The 18,299-nt window shown below is 68.6% G+C and carries 15 protein-coding genes and 2 pseudogenes; 5 read left to right on the plus strand and 12 right to left on the minus strand.

Going from position 1 to position 18,299, the window contains the following annotated elements; genetic code table 11:
- Positions 1-17 precede the first annotated feature (17 nt).
- Complete coding sequence (locus ACWC94_RS35280; protein WP_450801354.1) at positions 18-512, minus strand: transposase family protein; 495 nt, start codon at positions 510-512, stop codon at positions 18-20.
- A gap of 212 nt (positions 513-724) precedes the next feature.
- A complete protein-coding gene (locus ACWC94_RS35285) occupies positions 725-2,158 on the minus strand; it encodes a M1 family metallopeptidase (RefSeq protein WP_450801355.1) in 1,434 nt (477 codons plus the stop codon).
- Between the two features lie 288 nt (positions 2,159-2,446).
- Here ACWC94_RS35285 and ACWC94_RS35290 point away from each other — a divergent pair, with 288 nt between their 5' ends.
- A complete protein-coding gene (locus ACWC94_RS35290) occupies positions 2,447-2,572 on the plus strand; it encodes a hypothetical protein (RefSeq protein WP_450801356.1) in 126 nt (41 codons plus the stop codon).
- A gap of 48 nt (positions 2,573-2,620) precedes the next feature.
- Here ACWC94_RS35290 and ACWC94_RS35295 read toward each other — a convergent pair whose 3' ends face one another.
- The 3 genes from ACWC94_RS35295 to ACWC94_RS35305 form a co-directional block, all read right to left on the minus strand.
- Positions 2,621-3,238: a VOC family protein gene (locus ACWC94_RS35295; RefSeq protein WP_450801357.1), complete on the minus strand. Its 618-nt coding sequence runs from the start codon at positions 3,236-3,238 to the stop codon at positions 2,621-2,623.
- Positions 3,239-3,563: 325 nt separating this feature from the next.
- Positions 3,564-4,112 carry a hypothetical protein gene (locus ACWC94_RS35300; protein WP_450801358.1) on the minus strand — a complete coding sequence of 183 codons (549 nt, stop codon included), beginning with the start codon at positions 4,110-4,112 and terminating at the stop codon, positions 3,564-3,566.
- Between the two features lie 737 nt (positions 4,113-4,849).
- Positions 4,850-5,494 (minus strand): dihydrofolate reductase family protein, encoded by a 645-nt coding sequence (locus ACWC94_RS35305; RefSeq protein ID WP_450801359.1) that lies wholly within the window; start codon positions 5,492-5,494, stop codon positions 4,850-4,852.
- Positions 5,495-6,439: 945 nt separating this feature from the next.
- Here ACWC94_RS35305 and ACWC94_RS35310 point away from each other — a divergent pair.
- Positions 6,440-8,683, plus strand: a complete 2,244-nt coding sequence (locus ACWC94_RS35310) for an RICIN domain-containing protein (RefSeq protein ID WP_450801360.1) — start codon at positions 6,440-6,442, stop codon at positions 8,681-8,683.
- A 474-nt stretch (positions 8,684-9,157) separates the two neighbouring features.
- Positions 9,158-10,165: pseudogene (locus tag ACWC94_RS35315) on the plus strand (glycoside hydrolase family 19 protein); the annotation flags it as partial.
- A 252-nt stretch (positions 10,166-10,417) separates the two neighbouring features.
- Here ACWC94_RS35315 and ACWC94_RS35320 read toward each other — a convergent pair.
- The gene (locus tag ACWC94_RS35320) at positions 10,418-10,891 is read right to left on the minus strand and encodes a MarR family winged helix-turn-helix transcriptional regulator (protein WP_450801371.1); all 474 of its coding nucleotides are present in this window, start codon (positions 10,889-10,891) and stop codon (positions 10,418-10,420) included.
- Between the two features lie 49 nt (positions 10,892-10,940).
- Between ACWC94_RS35320 and ACWC94_RS35325 the strand changes: the two genes are divergently transcribed.
- Positions 10,941-11,405 carry a MarR family winged helix-turn-helix transcriptional regulator gene (locus ACWC94_RS35325; protein WP_450801361.1) on the plus strand — a complete coding sequence of 155 codons (465 nt, stop codon included), beginning with the start codon at positions 10,941-10,943 and terminating at the stop codon, positions 11,403-11,405.
- A 533-nt stretch (positions 11,406-11,938) separates the two neighbouring features.
- Here ACWC94_RS35325 and ACWC94_RS35330 read toward each other — a convergent pair.
- The 6 genes and pseudogenes from ACWC94_RS35330 to ACWC94_RS35355 form a co-directional block, all read right to left on the minus strand.
- A complete protein-coding gene (locus tag ACWC94_RS35330; RefSeq protein ID WP_450801372.1) occupies positions 11,939-12,604 on the minus strand; it encodes a nitroreductase in 666 nt (221 codons plus the stop codon).
- Between the two features lie 174 nt (positions 12,605-12,778).
- Positions 12,779-13,507, minus strand: coding sequence for an SDR family oxidoreductase (locus ACWC94_RS35335; RefSeq protein WP_450801362.1), 729 nt, complete (start codon positions 13,505-13,507; stop codon positions 12,779-12,781).
- 378 nt (positions 13,508-13,885) lie between these two features.
- A complete protein-coding gene (locus ACWC94_RS35340) occupies positions 13,886-15,070 on the minus strand; it encodes a cytochrome P450 (protein ID WP_450801363.1) in 1,185 nt (394 codons plus the stop codon).
- 31 nt (positions 15,071-15,101) lie between these two features.
- Positions 15,102-16,457, minus strand: a complete 1,356-nt coding sequence (locus tag ACWC94_RS35345; protein WP_450801364.1) for an NAD(P)/FAD-dependent oxidoreductase — start codon at positions 16,455-16,457, stop codon at positions 15,102-15,104.
- The gene (locus ACWC94_RS35350) at positions 16,447-16,656 is read right to left on the minus strand and encodes a ferredoxin (RefSeq protein WP_351251742.1); all 210 of its coding nucleotides are present in this window, start codon (positions 16,654-16,656) and stop codon (positions 16,447-16,449) included. The genes ACWC94_RS35345 and ACWC94_RS35350 overlap by 11 nt, the downstream gene beginning before the upstream one ends.
- 101 nt (positions 16,657-16,757) lie before the next feature.
- A pseudogene (locus ACWC94_RS35355) lies at positions 16,758-17,198 on the minus strand (glycoside hydrolase family 15 protein); the annotation flags it as partial.
- A gap of 506 nt (positions 17,199-17,704) precedes the next feature.
- Between ACWC94_RS35355 and ACWC94_RS35360 the strand changes: the two are divergent.
- Positions 17,705-18,299 (plus strand): alcohol dehydrogenase catalytic domain-containing protein (locus ACWC94_RS35360; RefSeq protein ID WP_450801365.1); only part of this gene is annotated, 595 nt, incomplete at its 3' end.

An 18,299-nucleotide genomic window follows, 5' to 3' on the forward strand; every position in this document is an offset into this window, starting at 1 on the left:
ACCGTCCTAGATCCGTCCTAGGTCCGTCCTTGCGCACACCGGGCACCGCGCACGGTCTTGCCGTCCACGGCGAGGGAGGGCAGGGGCCGCCGGTCGCTGTCGTTCTCCTCCTGGCCGGCGGCGCGTTCGCGCCCGGCGAGCCAACTTCCGACGGCTGTATCCAGCGCGTCGCCGTCGATGCGTTGGAGGACACGGCGCACGGTGGCCTCGGCCGGGGCGACGGGGCCGCGGTCCGGTTCCCGGCAGGGGCCACCGAGCCGGGCCAGGACGTTGGGCGGGGCGTCGGCGGCCCACTCCGCGATCGCGGCCAGGGACTTCGCTCCGGCCAGGACCGCGCACGCGGCCAGGGAGAGGACGAAGGCGAGCGGGTGGCGTCGGCCCTGGTCCCGGCGGGGATCGGGCACCTGAGCCAGGCAGGTCAGCAGGCCGGGGAGGCCATCGGGGACGGTCGGCGCGGTGTCGGCGAGTGGGCCCAGAGGGCGCGGGATGAGCGAGGATGAGCGGGCAGGCACGGTCTTCCGTCGTGGTGATCAGGTACTCGACACCTCATGATCACCGGAAGTCGTGCCTGCCTCCGCGTCAGCCCCCGCAGTCCTGCCCCAGCTCCTGAAGCCCCATCAACCCGGATGCACCGCCGGAACGCGCCGCCCTGCCCGCGTACCCCGTCGGTCACCGTCAGTGGCGCCGACGGGGTAAGCCCGTCACCCGCGAGCGGAGTGCGACTTCAGCGGATGCGGTGCTTCCGCCAGAAGGGGCCGAGGTCCCTGTGCGTCATCGACTGTGCGGCCTTCTTGAAGCCGGCGGTGGTGGAGACGCCGTACCAGTGGTCGTGGGCGTACTTCTTGATGAGGCGCGCCATGGTGCCGGCCCCGAGGACGTGCTCCAGGTCGGCCAGGACGCAGGGGCCGATCCCGTACACGACCTGGAAGTACTCGCCACGGTGTGTAGACCAGTAGGCCATCGAGTTGGTGAGCGCGGCGGTGGCGCTCGGCCAGGAGTCGTCCGGCGAGCACTCGAACCCGTCCCAGCGGTAGTAGCGCGCGTTGGCGTACTGGGCGAAACTCTCGTCCAGCCAGGGTGAGTTGTACTCGTCGTTGCCCACGATGCCGTACCACCACTGGTGGGCGATCTCGTGGACGGTGGCGCCGCCCTCCTCCTCGGTGCCGAGGATGACCAGGCCGGGGTACTCCATGCCGCCGGCGAACCCGGGGGTCATCACGAGGTCGATCTCGCCGTACGGATAGCGGCCGAACTCCCTGCCGAACCGGTCGATGGCGGCGACGCCGTCCTTGCGGTTGAGGCGGACACCGGCGGCGGGCGTGTTCGGCGACCAGTACGACTTCACGCGCACGCCGCCGGGCGAGGTCTGGGTCGCGGTGCGGAACGGGCCCGCCGCCCATGCGAAGTCCCGCACTCGCTTGGCGACGCTGTGGGTGACCGTACGCCCGGTACCGCCGGGGCGGGTCCATGTGCTGCCGGTCGCCGGGACCTTGAGGGCGGACGGGTGGTCGAGGCGCACCCGGAAGTCGCTCGCCAGGGTGTAGAAGCTCTCGCCGTACGACACATACGGATCGAGGTGCCACCCCCTCGCGTCGTGCACGGCGAGGACCGGCAGCGCGTTGCCCAGGAAGCGGAACGCGCCTTCGCGGCCGAAGCGGTTGTTGCGTGCGGGCACGGTGAGGGCCACGTCGAAGGAGACGGCCGTCCGCTCGCCGCGTGCGAGCGGCCTCGGCAGAGCGATGCGCAGCGCCGTGCACTTCACGCTCGGGCGGCCCGGAGTGCCGCCGCGCACGTGGGAGACGCGGACGGGGGACGGTCTTCCCGATGTCCCGCAGCCGTCCTCGCCATTGCCCCACAGGCGTATGTACACCTCACGCAGGGGCCGGCTGGAGGCGTTGCGGAAGGACACCGTCTGCCGGCCCGCCCAGTGGGAGCCGTCGGCGTCGGCGCGCAGCTTCACGTCGTAGCTGGGGCGGTCGGGCGTAGCGGGTTCGGCCACCGCCCTCACCGCAGCGCCGGGCACCGGGCCGGACGGCGTGCCGGCCTCGGCCACGGTGGAGCCCGCTGTCGCGAGCAGCGCGAGCAGCGCGAGCAGGGCGACCAGCAGACGGCGACCGGTTCTTGAGGGGCCCGTGGGCGACGAAGGCAACGAAGGCATGGCAGACGACATGACAGATGACATGCCAGCGGATCTTGTCACAGGGTTCCCCACGGCCGACACAGGCCCGCGCGAAGAGGGGAGGTCGGCTCCGCTTGGGCGGCGAAAATGCCTGGGTGCGCAGGGGATGATGCCTGGGTACGCAGGGGATGTTCGCTGTACGTTGGCGCACAGTAAGGATCCCGGTTCAACCCATCCGGAGTTCATTCCCTTCCATGAGGCCTGGTCAGGGACACCACGTACGCCGAGGACGCCTCCCGCGTACGCACCGGCACCGCTCCACGTGCCATGGCAACCCTGCGCAACCTGGCCATCGGCGCTCTCCGACTCGGCAACCAGACGAACACCGCCGCTGGACTCCGCCACCACACCCGCGACGCCAACCGTCCACTGATCACCCTCGGCATCATGTGATCAACCAGGACACATCACCTGAACGACGCGGCCCTGAGGGCGGTGCGGTCACGACGGCAGTTCGGTCCCGGCCTGCTCACTCACCATGTACTGGGCGTACCAGTCCGGCCAGTTCGGGTCCTCCGCACCGATGTTCGCCTCATGCTCCCCGTGCGCGGCCGCGGCGCGGCGCAGCGCGCTCGCCAAGTCCTCGGCCGAGGCGAACGTCGTGGTCGCGGGATCGAGGCGTCCCGGGAGCCGGGTCGTGACCTCCTGGAGAAGCCAGCCGTTGCCGTCCGGGTCGCTGAAGGACAGGAACGAGCTGTAGCTCGTGCGCTGCGGATCCGGCCCCGGCAGCCGGGCCCCTGTCCCGGCGTGGTGGAAGACGCCGCCGGCGTCGTGGAACACCTCGCTCGGCTCGGCGCCGAGCCGTTTCAACTCATCGTATGCTGCGTTGATGTCGTCCACGATCAGGTGCATGCCCTGAGCCGAGCCCGGCGTCTGGGACGTGACCGAGGTGCCGAAGATGACCGACGCCGGCGAGCCCGGCGGCGTCACCTGTACCACCCGGAAGTTCTCGTCAGGGGCGACGTCCGCGTCCAGCCTCCAGCCCAATCGCGTGTAAAAGCTCCTGGCCCGGTCGACGTCGGACACCGGCACCACCACGACTTCGAGTTTCATGTCCATGACCGACACTTCCTGCGCTCGTAACAAGATGCCGCTATGACGAGACTCGCACGGCCGGTCGCGGGCCGCGCCCGGGAATCCGGCAGACGGTGGCCCGGTCCACGCCGGGGCCAGTTGTCAGAGGGAGGCCACGGCCAGGATGGCCTGGGCGGGGAGTCGGGCGCAGGCGCTCGGCGGGCTGGCCTGGCCGAACACCTTCGGGGCTCCGTACCGACAGGTGTGATCGTGGGCTCACGATGCTCGGGCGGCGGTCCGGAAGCAAACCACACACCCATCAGCAGGGAGCCGTGGCGCGCATGGGCATCAGCCGTCGCTGGCAGGCGGCTTACGGTCTCTGGACGACGGCGCCGATACCGAGTCGGCTGAGCAGCCAGAAGGTGATTGCGGTACCGGTGCCGTAGGCGACGTGCGCGCCCAGATCCCAGGCCACGATCTTGGCGTCGTACTGCCAGATCGGCTTGTAGAGCCCTGCGATCGGCAAGGTGACGTAGTCACCGGCGAACACTGCGGCACCGAAAGCCACGCCATACACGGGGGAGGGCCTGGGCAGTGATCCGGCCAGGAGGCCGTAGGCCGCGCCGGCCGCTGATCCGTAGGCCCAGTGCGCGGCGGTGCTGGTGAGCCAGGCAGAACCATCAGGAAGCCGGCGCTGGGTGAAGCCCTCGATCACCCGCTTCGCCACCTGCCCCGGAGCAGGGGCCTTCTCCCAGCTCTCGACCGGCGCGAATTCCCAGGCGAGCGGGCTGTCCGTTCCCCCTGCGCGACGGTACTTCAGGTAATGGACGGCATCCAGGCACACCGTCCCCACCACCCCGGCCAGCAGGCCGGCCGCCACCCTCGCGAGGGGAGTCGGCAGATTCCTCTGGGAGCGCATGACGCAATCTCCTCATCGATCGGGGCCGGGAAGGAAGGTCGATGTTCTTCAGCGCCCGGACTGCGGTTGGGAGGCATCGAGCCCGCATCGAGCCCGCATCGAGTATCCGGCGGCCAGGACGGGCGCGCACGAGGAGAACGTTCGCGGGCGCGAGCGGTGAGGGACCTGCGACGGGCGGTCCTGAGCGGTCCTGCGGAAGCAGCTGACCGCAGGGGGCGCCCGTCTGTCGAACCGCATATCCACCGGGACAACCTGAATGGGCGACCCCATTCGCTCGTCTGCTTCGCCGTGAACGCACGTTCGGTGCACGCCGGACAGGCCGACGTGCGTCCCGCCCGTCCTTCACAGGAGAAGAAGCTACGACGTTGTGGCCTGCGTCGCCGCCTCGACAGCGCCGCATACGCACCACCTGCGCCGCAGGGGGGACCGCGGCGGCTCTGTCGGCTGAGCCTGGCCCTGCGCCCAGACCGACCGATCAGGAGGGGCAAGCCCGACCGCCTGCCCGCGACCTATCGCCGCACCCACGGCGTCACTTGCGTCCACGGCGGATACTCCGTGGTGACGACCGGCTGTGGGCGTCGACCACGGCCACAAGGGCACCGCCAACACCCTGGCCGCGCTGAACTCGATCCCGGCCGCACGAACCCGACGGCGCACCGATCCACATCATCGAGAAGGGCATCCGCCGGGGCGGACGCCACCTTGCAGTCGCAGCCTGAACCCGAGTGGGCCCCGCGTCACCTTCGCCAGAACAGGTGGTGCATCACGCCGCTCCGGCTGGGCACGACCTCCAGGCAGAACCGGTCGAGCAGCTCGTCGGGGGAGTCCCACAGTGGTAGTCCGGACCCGAGCTTCACGGGCGAGACCGCCACATGCATGGTGTCGACGAGGTCAGCAGCAAGGAACTGCCGGATGGTGGTGACCCCTCCACCGAGCCGGACGTCCTTGCCCTGTGCCGCTTCCCGCGCCTGTTCGAGGACCGTGGCCGGATCGCCGTCGACGAAGTGGAACGTGGTGTCGGAGAGCGTGAACGACGGGCGCTTGTGGTGAGTCATGACGAACACCGGCGTGCGGAACGGAGGCTCCTTCCCCCACCAGCCGCGCCACTCATGGTCCTGCCAGGGCCCGCGCTGAGGCCCGAACTTGTTGCGGCCCATGATCTCGGCACCGATGTTGCGGGCGAAGTCTCGCGTGAAGTAGTCGTCGAGGCCCCGGTTCCCCCCAGGATCCGTGCGCATGGGCCAGCTCGCCGTGGCTCCGGCCCAGGCGAACAACCTCTCGGGATGGTCGTGGCCGAACGGTCGCTCGAGACTCTGGTGCTCACCGGCACCGATTCCGTCACTCGAGACGTTGAAGTTCATGACTCTCAGCAGTTGATCCACGTGTTTCCTCCTCAGGTCCCGGCATCGTGTGGCTGGGCGCCGCACACCATGACGTCGAACGGGATGTCTCCGGATCGACAGCAGTCCCCACTTTTTTCAGGGCATGCCAGGAAGCGGCGACGTGACCGTTCCAACCGCCAACCCGGCGATCCTTCCCTGGCACAGCACTGGGCGAGCCCCATACAGTCCAGGCCCGTGACGTCGGACTCCTTGCGCGCCAAGGCCACGGCCGCCGCCGTCGGGCTCGGCATCGACGCGATGGCCTGACGCCCGCCGGCAGTCGGGTGGCTCGCCGGTTGTCTTCCTGCGGCTTTCAGCGGGTGTTCAGCCGCTTCAGCGAGGACTCAGCATCGGCAGGCCATGGTGGGTGCACCGGCGGATCAAGGGTTCGCCGGGGTACAGATCCCTCGGAGAAAGGTGACACTTGTGAACCACTCCCGCTTCACCGTCGTGAAGCGCCGGGGTATCGCGATCGCCGTGGCGGTCGGCGTTCTGACGCCGGGGGCCGCGGCCTCCGCCTCGGCCGCCGGCCCGCATACCGCCTCGCACGTTGCCAATCACGGGACGACCGGTGCCGCTGTCCCTGCCGTGCCGGGGACGCCGCGTGACACGCATGCCCTCCCCGGTGTGCCGTCGAAGCCCGGCGTGCCTGCGAAGAGCACACGATCCTGACCCGGTGACGCGACGGATGGCGCCTGATGCGCCGCCCCGACCGCCATCAGCCTGCGCGACGACGCCGGTACGGCGTTCGAGGGCACGGTACCTCGCGACATAGGCCGCCCAGTAACTGCGGCAGGAATCGGGACAGTTGATGTGCATCCCTTCCAATCTTCCCTCGATCCTGCATAATTCACGGCTTAATTTTTGTGTGTATTGACGGCCGGTCGGGCCGCGCCCTAACGTCCGATCAACATCGCGCCCCCCCACGCGACTCAGGAGATACGTGTGACCGACGTTCTCGCCGTGCTCGTCCGCGCCCCCCGGTACCACAGACGCACAGCAGCCCTCACGACCGCCGTCCTGCTGCCGGCCGCCGCCGGTATCGCGCTGGCCTCCGCACCGAGCGCCGGCGCCGCCACCATCCCCACCACTGCGACCACCGTCGTCAACGCAGGCAGCGGCAAGTGTGTTGACGCGCGTGCCGCTGCCACCGGCAACGGCACCCCCGTGCAGCAGTACACCTGCAACGGCACCGACGCCCAGTCCTGGCGGTTCACCGCGACCGACAGCGGCTACTACCGGATCGGCGTGGACTCCGCGCCCGATCAGGTCTGGGACGAGACCGACGTCTCCACAGCCGACGGGGCGCCGACCCAGCTGTGGCTCTACGGGGGCGGCGTCAACCAGCAGTGGCTGCCGGTCGCCGAGTCCTCCGGGACGTACCACTTCGTCAACCGCAACAGCGGCAAGTGCCTCGACGTGCCATCGGCCTCCGCCGCCGACGGCGTTCAGTTGCAGCAGTACACCTGCAATGGCACCGCCGCCCAGTCCTTCACGCTCTCCGGCGGTATCAACCAGCCGCCCCACGCACCGGACTTCGGCCCCAACGTCACGGTGTTCGATCCGTCGATGCCGATGTCCACCATCCAGTCGAAGATCAACTCGGTCTACAGCACCCAGCAGACCAACGAGTTCGGCAGCCAGCGCAACGCCCTGCTGTTCACCCCGGGCACGTACAACGTCGACATTCCCGTCGGCTACTACACCCAGGTCTCCGGGCTGGGCCTGTCGCCGGACCAGGTGTCGATCACGGGCGGAGGCGTGCATGTCGAGGGGCACACCAGCGACGGCAACGCCACCCAGAACTTCTGGCGTGACGTCGAGAACATGTCGGTGAGCCCGAGTTCGGGAAGCACCATGTGGGCCGTCTCGCAGGCCGACCCGTTCCGGCGGATGGACGTACACGGCAGCATGAAGCTGTGGGACGACAGCCACGGCACCACCACCAACTGGTCCAGCGGCGGCTACATCGGCGACTCCCGCGTCTCCGGCCAGATCAACTCCGGGACGCAGCAGCAGTTCCTCACCCAGAACACCGCCATGGACGGCGGCTGGAGCGGGCACAACTGGAACATGGTCTTCGTCGGCGACACCGGCGCGCCTGCGACCAGCTTCCCCAATCCGCAGTACACCACCGTCGACCAGAGCCCGGTGATGCGCGAGAAGCCGTTCATCTACGTCGACGGCTCGGGCAACTGGCAGGTGTTCGTTCCGTCGGTGCGCACGCATGTGCAGGGCCCGGACTGGGTCAACGGGACGGCCCCGGGCACCTCGCTGCCGACCAGCCAGTTCTACATCGTCAAGCCAGGTGACACCGCCACGACGATCAACAGCGCGCTCGCCGCGGGCAAGAACCTGATCGTCACCCCGGGCGTTTACCACCTGTCCGCCCCGCTGAACATCACCCGGCCCGACACCGTCGTCCTCGGCCTGGGCCTGGCCACGCTCGTGCCGGACAACGGCGTCACCGCGATCACGACCGCCGATGTCGACGGCATCGACATCGCCGGGCTGCTGATCAGCGCGAACACCACCAACTCCCACACGCTGATGCAGGTCGGCCCGGCCGGCTCGACCGCCGCTCACACCGCCGACCCCATCGTGCTGCACGACGTGTTCTTCCGCATCGGCGGCGACATCGCCGGCAAGGCCACCCAGACACTGGTGATCAACAGCAACGACGTCATCGGCGACGACCTGTGGCTGTGGCGGGCGGACCACACCAACGGCGTCGGCTGGACGACCAACCCGGCCGCCAACGGACTGATCGTCAACGGCAACAATGTCACCATGTACGGCCTGGCGGTCGAGCACTACCAGAAGTACCAGACCACCTGGAACGGCAACGGCGGCCGCACGTACTTCTACCAGAGCGAGACCCCCTACGACGTGCCCGACCAGTCCAGCTGGACCACCGGCGGAGGCGACCTCGGCCACGCCTCCTACAAGGTCGCCGACACGGTCACCACGCACGAGGCATGGGGAGTGGGCGTCTACGCCTACCTCCGCGACAACCCCGCCGTGGTACTGGGCCATGCCATCGAGGTGCCCACCAAGCCCACGGTGAAGTTCCACAGCATGGTCACCACGGTTCTGGGCGGCGCCGGCACCATCAACCACGTCATCGACAACACCGGCAACCAGGTCACTGCCAGGAACAACGTGGCCTACATGGTCAACTACCCCTGAGTCCGGCGCAGATCATGTGACCCACGGGGCAGAGGTGCCGTTCCGCCCGGCGGCGGCCCCTCTGCCGTCGCCCGGGCTCACCCGAGGCAGACCGGTCAGGCCGGGCGGTCGCACATTCCGGCAGCGGACTCTGCCCACCGGCTTTGTCGCTGATGGCAGCACATGCGGTGCCGACCGCAGTCTGATGCGGCGATAGGAAGACCACCGGCATCGGCGCCCGACCAAGGCGGCGGATCGCGGACCCGGTCAATCCCCCCTGGTGAACCGGCGACGCGCGCCGTGCTGCGCCAACGCGCACCCTTCAGACCCGTGACGGGCTGCTCCGCAGAAGCCAGGCACCCGCCAGGCCCTGCCCTGCCTGACAGCCGTGTCACACACCCCCCTCACACCACATCAGAAACGAATTCCCGCATGTCGACGAACAGCACCCGTCTTCGGAGCCTCGGGCTGGTGCGGCGCGCCACCGGGCTGGCGATGGCCGTGGTGGCCTCCGGCCTGCTCTGCCAGCCTGCGGCGGCCGATCCGGCCGGATCGATCACCGGCCTCGCGGGAAAATGCGTGGACGCCGCCGGAGCCAACAGCGCCAACGGAACACCGGTCCAGCTGTACGACTGCAACGGCACCGCAGCCCAGCAGTGGACCGTCGGCAGCGACGGCACCCTGCGGGCGCTCGGCAAGTGCCTCGACGTGGCGGACCGCGGCACCGCCGACGGCTCGACTGTCCAACTGTGGGAGTGCACCGGCGGAGCCAACCAGAAGTGGATCGTCACCTCCGCCGGCGACATCGTCAACCCGAAGGCGAACAAGTGTCTCGATGTCACAGGCGGCGACTCTGCCAACGGCACCCGGCTGCAGATCTCCGGCTTCGTGGTGAGTGGAGCCCAGTTCAACCAGATGTTCCCGAACAGGAACGGTTCCTACACCTACAGTGGCCTGCTCAACGCCCTGCGCGCCTACCCCCGGCTTCGCCAACACCGGCAGCGACACCGTCAGGAAGCGAGAGGCCGCAGCCTTCCTGGCCCAGGCCCACGTCAGCCACGAGACGGGCGGCCTGGTCTACGTGGTGGAACTGAACACCGCCCACTACTCCACCTACTGCGACCGCAGCGCACCCTCTGGGTGCCCGGCCGGTCAGGCCGCGTACTACGGCCGCGGACCGCTGCAGCTGAGTGGAATACCAACTACAAGGCCGCCGGCGACGCGCTCGGCATCGACCTGCTCCACAACCCCAACCTGGTCCGGAACGACCCCGCAATCTCCTGGAAGACCGCTCTGTGGTTCTGGAACACCCAGACCGGAGCAGGCACGATCGTCCCTCACAACGCCATGGTCAGCGACGCCGGCTTCGGCCAGACGATCCGCAGCATCAACGGCAGGCTTGAGTGCGACGGCCACCACCCCGCCCAGACGCAGAACCGCGTCAACCTCTACCGGCGCTTCTCCCAGCTCCTCGGCGTCGGCCCCGGCGCCAATCTCACCTGCTGGCCCGGCAGCGGACGGCCGGAACCACGACCTGCCAGGAACAGGGGTTTCCGGCCGCCACCCCCGGCTCGGCTCTGCGACCACCTCCATGGTGAAGCAGCGCCCTCGCTCACCGACGTCTCCCACATGCTCGGGAGGATCCTGCGAACAGCCCATCTCTGCGTTTACGGCGCCTACTTGCCTGTGCGTTCGCCGCTGCGGCGGCCTTTGCCGGCTTTGTTGCGGCACTCATGTCGCCGGCCGCCGAGGAGCTCATTCGGCGTTGGGGACCACCTGGGCGAACGAGGTCACGAACGCGGTGATGAGGCGGGCGAACTCGGACCGGTCGGCGTCCGGCCAGTCCGCCATCACGCGCGCGAAGATCTCCTGCCGGAACCGGTGTGCGCGGTCGAGCTGTTCCCGCCCGGAGTCGGTCAGAGCGAGCAGTGTGCGCCGGGCGTCGGACGGGTCGGTCCTGCGGTCCAGCCACCCTTCCTCGACGGTGCGGAGCACCAGTCGGCTCGCTCTCGGTTGATCAACGCCCAGCGCGGTGGCGACGTCCGAGACGGAGCACGGCTTGTCGCGGTCCTCGATGACGTCCAACACGTTGAACAGCGTGGGGTCGATCGGCTTGCCGCCGTCGGTTGGCGTCAACCGCCCCAGCGATCGGCGGGTCTGGCTGCGGCGGATCGCCACCATGGCCCGTTCGACGTCGGCGATCGCCTTGTCTTGTTCCTTCTTCGACATGCATGCTAGATTACAATAGTTGTCAAAAGACATGCATTGGGGGATTGTCATGACCGACCTGACTCAGCTGCCCAACGTCCGCGAGCAGCGCCCGCTCGGCTACTGGTTGAAGCACATCGACGGGGCGATCGAGGAGAGCCTTGGCCGGCTGTTCGCCACGGACGGCCTGAACCGGCGAGGGTGGCAGGTGCTGAACACCATCTCGTACGGCCCCATCACCATCGCCGAACTCGATGAGACCATGGCCGCGTTCCTGTCCGCCGACGAGCCAACCATGCGCCCGTACGTCGACCGGTTCATCGAGCGCGGCTGGGCACACACGGCTGACGACGGCGCGGTGGCGCTGACCGGCGAGGGCCGACGGGCGCACCAGCGGGTTGCCGAGCAGTCCGGAGCCTTGAGGGTTCGGATGATGGAGTGCCTCTCGTCCGAGGAGCACACAGTGTTGATGGAACTGCTGCAGCGGGTCGCCACCCACCTTGACGCCCTGGCGGTCGAAACGCCCCGTCAGTAGTCGTCGGCGCACTTCTCTCTGCGAGATGGTGGTTATTCACCTGGGCAATCACGCGAAAGTGCTGGTCACAGCCGTCCACAATCGGCTGTGACCAGCACTTTCGCAACACTTCCTAGTCGGCCGGACGCCTTCCGTAGTAGGAGCTCACGGTGGCGGCCAGCGTCCGCTGAAATAAACCGGAGTGTTCTGATGGGGGATTCGTCAGTCAGTCCCTTTGTCTTTGACCAGTCGACACCTGAACCAGCGAGGTCGCTGACGAAGGAAACGGCTCTGATCGAGTAGATGCTGAGCGCCCGCGAACCCCATAACGGCTGCGCGTTGGTCGCTGTACCGTGCAGGGCCCCATTCGAGGAGAGGTCGTCGCAACAGTTGCACCTCGTCCTCGGCCAAGAGGTCGCTCGGCCTCACCGTGTGGTCCGGCACGGCTCGGCCCTCCCTGACTCGTCCTTGCCGCAACGCAGCCCGATCCGACCGGGCTGTTGCTGTCGGCGTCAAGGGGAGTGCAGCGGGACGAGGGACGGAGCGTGCTGATCCTACCCATCGACGAATGTGACGGTCTCGTCGAGCGGCGCCCGGCCCGTACGCCTGTAGTCCACCGTGACGTCCTCGAACCCGATCGACATGCCACAGAAGAGGATGAGCTCGTCCGGGGGTGACAGGATCCCCGCGACGGTCTTGCGATACACCGACCACGCCATCTGCGGGCAGCTATGCAGACCTTCGGAGCGGAGTAGCAGCATGACGGTCTGCAGATACATTCCCACGTCGGACCATTGGGGTCGGCCCATGTCGCGGTCGATGTAGCAGAACAGGGCGGCGGGCGCGCCGAAACAGTCCCAGTTCGCGGAAGCGGCCCGCTGGCGCGCCTCCCAGTCCTCACGCGCAATGCCGAGTGCGCTGTAGCGCTCATGGCCGAAGGCGGATCGGCGCTCGTGGTACGGGGACTTCAGTGCGGCCGGGTACATCTCGTACTCCCGCTCGTCCCAGGGGTCGCCTGCGGCCACGCGCTCGCCGGCGCGCCTCTTGAGCTCGTCCAGCGGCCGTCCGGTCAGCACATAGGTACGCCACGGCTGGAGGTTCGACCCGGACGGCGCCCAGGCCGCGGCGGAGAGCACACGCTCCAGCACCGTCCTCGGTACTTGCCGGCTGGTGAATCCGCGAACCGCTCGCCGGCTCGTGACCGCCTCATAGACGTCCAGGATCCTCTCCCTCCCTCATCTGCTCCGTGTGACCACTCGTGGACGGAAAACGCAAAGCCCCGTCCGCCCACCATTAGTGGTGCGTCCAACGCTGTGCGCGCGAGGCGGGCGGTTGGCGAGGTGGGCGACAGGGTGGCTCTTTCCGGTCTGCGCACCTCGGAGGGGGCGAGCGGGTCAGGAGAGCCAGTCGGTGTAGCGGGTGGGGGCGAGGTGGGCGTGCTCGTCGGTGAGGACGTCGCCCTTGACGGCGGCGAACATGCCGGCGGTGGGGTCGGTGACGACCGTGCGGTTGTCGCCCTTGTGGGACAGGGTGATGCGGCCCAGCTCGTCCAGGGGGAAGATCTCGGGGCCGGCGATGTTGCGAATGCTGTTCAGCGGGGCGCCTGCGGCGACCTGCGCCACCGCGTTGGCCACGTCCTTGGCGGCGATCGGCTGGACTGGCGTGGCGGGCAACCGGACAGTCTCACCGTCGGCGGTCCAGGACATGACGGCGTCCATGAACTCCATGAACTGTGTCGCCCGGACGATCGAGTAGGGGACCGGCCCGGCCGCGAGGATCTGCTCCTGGAGCACCTTCGCCTTGTAGTAGTCCAGCTCCGGCACCTGGTCCGCCCCGACGATCGAGAGGATGACGAAGTGACCGACGCCGCTCTTGTGTGCCGCGGCCAGGAGGTTGTCCATCGAGGTCCGGAAGAAGGCCGGGGAGGCTTCGTCGAAGGTCGGGGAGTTCGTCAGGTTGACGACGACGTCGGCTCCCGCCACCGCCTGATCCAGTCCCCGGCCGCTGATGACGTCGACCCCGGTGGACTTCGAGTGGGGTACCGCCTCGTGCCCGGCGGCGATCAGATCAGTGACGACCTGCGATCCGATCAGCCCGGTACCGCCGATGACTGCGATCTTCATAGGGTGCCCTTCCTTGAGATTACGTGAGCAAATATGACATATGGGGCGTCATGTAGGTGCGGCAACATGCGTCGTGCAGGCTGGAGACCGCTCATGCAACCAAGCCGCAGGGACCATGGCTGAGATGCTCCTGCATGTGCTAGGGCAACTGCCTTCTTGTGCTCTTGGCCGGCATCGTCGAGGCGATCCGCTTCGCGGTGTCGACGGCCGCACTCATCGCCGCGACGGGACGGCTGCCTGGCAGAGAGTCGTGGACCGCTCGGGGCAGGTGCCATGTCGACATTTCAGCTGGCCGCAGGGCCAAGGTAATCGGCACATGGCCGCGCGAACGCAGTGCCAGGTGCCGCAGTCTCTGGTGCCCTTGTTGCCAGCCGGACCTCACAGGTGGATCGGGAGATGCCGGGGGCCGCGGAGCATGGCGTTCTGCCGATACGGGGGCGGGTCCTCCACGAGGCGTGCCGTGCCGAGGTGGGGGAGCAGTGCGCCGAGTGCGGCCTGCGCTTCCAGACGGGCGAGGGGTCCGCCGAAGCAGATATGGATGCCGCTGCCGAAGCCCAGGTGCTGGTTGTCGGCCCGGGTGGGGTCGAACCGGTCGGGATCGTGGAACCGCTTGGGGTCGCGGTTGCCTGACGCAAGCGCCAGGATGACCGACGCCCCTCGGGGGACGGGGGTGCCGGCGATGTCCATGTCGGCGCGCGGGATGCGTTCGCGCATGTGGACCGGGGGTTCGTAGCGCAGCAGCTCCTCCACGGCTCGTGGCAGCAGCTCGGGTTCACGGCGCAGGTGGTCCAGCTGTTCGGGCTGGCGCAGGAAGGTGAGCACCCCATTGGTGATCAGGTTGACCGTGGTCTCATGACCCGCGATGAGCAGGAGCACGGCCGTCTCCGCGAGTTCCTGCTGGGTGAGCCGCAGCGCGGGATCCGGCTCGTTGACGAACGCCGAGAGCATGTCGTCGGTCGGCTTGCCGCGGCGCTGTTCGGCCAGGTTCAGCAGGTACCCGCCCATCTCCATGCGGGCCTGGTCGCCGGCCTTGTTCGTCTCGGTGGTGTCCGCGCCGGGCCGGACGTCAGCGGCGGCGACGAGGGCGTCGGACCAGGCCCGGAACAGCGGCTCGTCCTCGCGCGGCACGCCGAGCAGGCGGCAGATGACCGTGACGGGAAGCGGGTAGGCGAAGTCGTCGACGAGATCGATCTGCTCGCCCGCCTGGAAGGACGCCAGCAGTTCCTTGGTGATCCGGTCGATCTCGCCACGCATGCCGTCGACGCGGCGGGGGCTGTGTGGCGGGCCGAAGGGCCGCATGGCCAGGGTGCGCAGTCTGTGGTGTTCAGGGTCGTCGAGCCGCAGGAACGGCAGCTGCTGTGCTTCCCCGCCGCCGGTACGGGGATCGACACTCATCCGAGGGTCGTGGAGCAGGGCGGCGATCTCGTGGTAGGTGCCGATCAGGTAGGTGCCGTCAACCTGCTGAACCACGGGACCTGCCTCGCGGAGTTCCGCGTACAGCGGGTAGGGGTTGGGGCGGCTGGCATAGTCGGTGATGCGTTCCAGCAAGGTCTCGGAGGCCATCAGGGCTCCTCGTAGTCGAGCGGTACGTGGGCTACACCACGGTCAGCCGGCGGTCGGGAAGGTGACCGGTGAGCGCGACGGTCGGGCCGTGGGACAGCACCGAAGGATCCGGTACGTCGGACGGGATCGGAACGTCGGCCGCGATCGCCCGGTCGGCCGCGCCGGGCGGGGGCGGGAACGGGGCGCCCGTTTCGATCAGGTGCCGGTAGTAGTTGAGCGACTTGGCCATGTCGACGGTGACGGCGGCGGTGACCCGGCCCCTGTAGCCGTAGACCATGGCGAGCCGGCGCGCCTCCAGGGAACCCTGCGCGATGACGACGTGATCGGAGTAGGTGGGCACGCCCACCGACTTGATGTTGAGCCCGAACTGGGTCGACCAGAACACGGGGACGGACAGATGCGGGCGCTGCAGCGGTCCCGGGTTGACCATGTTGTGCGCCGCCACCTCGGCCTGCTCCACCGCGTTCCCCCAGTGCTCCAGGGACAGCATCTGGTAGCCGAACAGCGGATGGGGAAAGCGGGAGACGTCGCCGGCCACGAAGACGTCGTCTGTGACGATCCCGTACATGTTGAAGGCGCGGCAGCCTGCGTCGCAGGCGATCCCGCGCGGGCCCGCAGCCAGCCCGGAGTCCGCCAGCCACTCCACGTTGCGGACCGCCCCAAGCGCCACGACGCACAGGTCCGCCTCGACACGGCTGCCGTCGGACAGCTGCGCACCGGTGAAGGCGCCGTTCCCGTTCAGGGCGGTGACCGTCACCCCGGTGCGCAGGTCCACGCCGTGGTTGCGCTGCATGACGGCCGCGAGCTTCGACAGCGTGCCGCCGAGCGCGCCCACCAGGGGTGCGGGGCCGCGTTCGGCGACCGTGACCTGCAGCTCCAGTTCACGGCAGGCGGAAGCGATCTCCGAGCCGGTGAAGCCGGCGCCGATCACCAGTACCCGCTCCGGCCCGGCGGCCAGCCGCTCGGCCAGCCCCTTCCCGTCCTCGCGCGTGCGGAGGGTGAACACCCCGTCCAGGGCGGCTTCCTCAGGGTTGGGCCAGGGCCGCGCCCGGGTGCCGGTAGCGATCAGGAGCCGGTCGTACGGCAGCGACTCGCCGTCTTCCAGCAGCACCCGTTTGGCCAGCAGGTCCACGCCGGTGGCGCGGACGCCCATCCGCCACTCGGCCTCGGGGTCGCGGCGCTGCGGCAGCTCGGTGGTGTCCGCCGTCGCCTGCCCGAGCAGCACCTGCTTGGACAGGGGCGGCCGGTCGTAGGGCGCATGGGGCTCGTCACCGACTACGGTCAGTGAGCCGGTGAAGCCCTCCTCACGCAGGGCCTCCGCGGCCCGCAGTCCGGCCAGCGACGCGCCGACGATGACGATACGGCCGTCCTTGAGGTCATCGGGCACCGGTGCTCACCTCTTCCCCGAGGAGGATGGCCTGGACGGGACATGCCGCGGCGGCCTGGCGCACGCGTTCTTCCTGATCGTCGGGCACGGCCGTGGCATACAGCAGGCCTTCCTCGCCGTGCAGCTCGAACACGTCCGGCGCGAGGAACACGCACTGGGCGTAGCCCTGGCAGCGAGTGAGATCGACAACGGTCCGCATCGTCACCACTTCCTCCGTTGTCTCACCCCCCTCATCTCCAGCATGGGTGGAGAACTGGGGGCTCGCACGGTGACTGCCGAGGGGCGCCCCCCGGTCCGCCGTCAGCCCAGGACGCGGTGGTGGTTGAATGCTGCACTGATCAGGAAAAGGTGCGTAAACGCCTGAGGGAAGTCGCCCAGTTGCTCGCCGGTGTGGCTGATCTCCTCGGCGTACAGGCCGACATGGTTGGCGTAGGTGAGCATCTACTCGAAGCCCAGTCGAGCTTCGTCGAGGCGGCCGGGTGCCCCCGTCGCCCTTCACGCCGTCGGGGCCGGCCTTGAGGTCGTAACGCCAGACCAGGGAGTCGGAGACCAGTTCGTTGCCGAGGGCATCGACGGTGGACAGCCATACGGGGTCGTGGGGAGCGATGAACCTGGTCAGCGGCATCATCAGAAGTACAGCGTCCGGCACGTCGCCGCCCTGGTACTGGACGAACGCATGCCGGATCGACGACCGGCCATGGTCCAGGAACGCCAGTAGATCGTGGGTCCCGCCGGTGCCCACTAAGGCAGCCGTGCGCAGATCGCCGATCAGGCCGTGATCAGCGATCGGGAGATACCGGGCGGGCGGCTCCGACCGTGCGACGTGGCTTTCCACGCCGACGATCGCCGCGTCCGTCCGGGTCTGCCGACGCTGAAGAGAGGGCGCTCCACCGTTGCAGTGCTCCGGTCACTGCGCCGTACAGCAGCCCCGTGAACACGTGCCATCAGTTTGGATGCCGGTGCGACAGTTCCCGTAAGCCAAGGGCCAGTTCGCGCAGCCTGGCCCGCTGGCACCTTGCCGCCGCTCCGCTGAAGCCTCTCGACCCCGTGCCATTGCCCCTCATCGACGAATGCGCCACGTCCCATGTCCCCTCGGGGAACGGAGCGGGTCCGCCGCCGAGAACCTTCCTGAGGCCAGGGGTAGCGTGAAGTGACGGATACCCAGCTGAACTCGTGCTGCGGCGAAAGGCCCTGGGCGGCCCCTTCGGGCCCCGACGAGAGATGGAAGACCACTCATGCCTCGATCCATGCGCGCGCTCGTAGCTGTGGAGGCCGGCGCGCCCACTGATGTGCTGCGGCTGGAATCCCGGCCCATTCCCGTGCCGAAAGCCGGTCAGGCGTTGATCCGTGTGAAGGCGACCCCGGTTCACGCGAGTGATCTGCACGTGCTGCGCGGCCGCTACGGCTTCTCCCCGACGTTTCCCGCTGTCGGGGGCAACATGGAGTGCGTGGGTCGTATCGAGGCTCTGGGCCCGGACACCGAGGGGCTGAAGGTCGGTGAGCGCGTGGTGGCCGCTGCGGTCCCTGCGGTACCCGGACCCCCTGTGGCCGGCACCTGGCAGGAATACCTCGTGGCCGATACACACAGGCTTCTGCCGGTGCCCGACCGTCTGAGCGACTCCAGCGCCTGCCAACTCGCCGTCAATCCGTTGACCGCGCTGCTCCTCGTAACGCGCGAACTCGACGTACAGCCGGGTGAATGGCTCCTGCAGACGGCCGCGGGCTCCACCGTCGGCCGGCTCGTCATCCTGTCAATCCCCTCGCGCCGTGGAGAGCTTTCAAGCGGCCAACTCCACGGTGGGGTCGGCCTGGCGGTCTTGTTCGTAGTCGATTGGGCTCCGG

This window comes from Streptomyces sp. NPDC001135 (assembly GCF_053598395.1).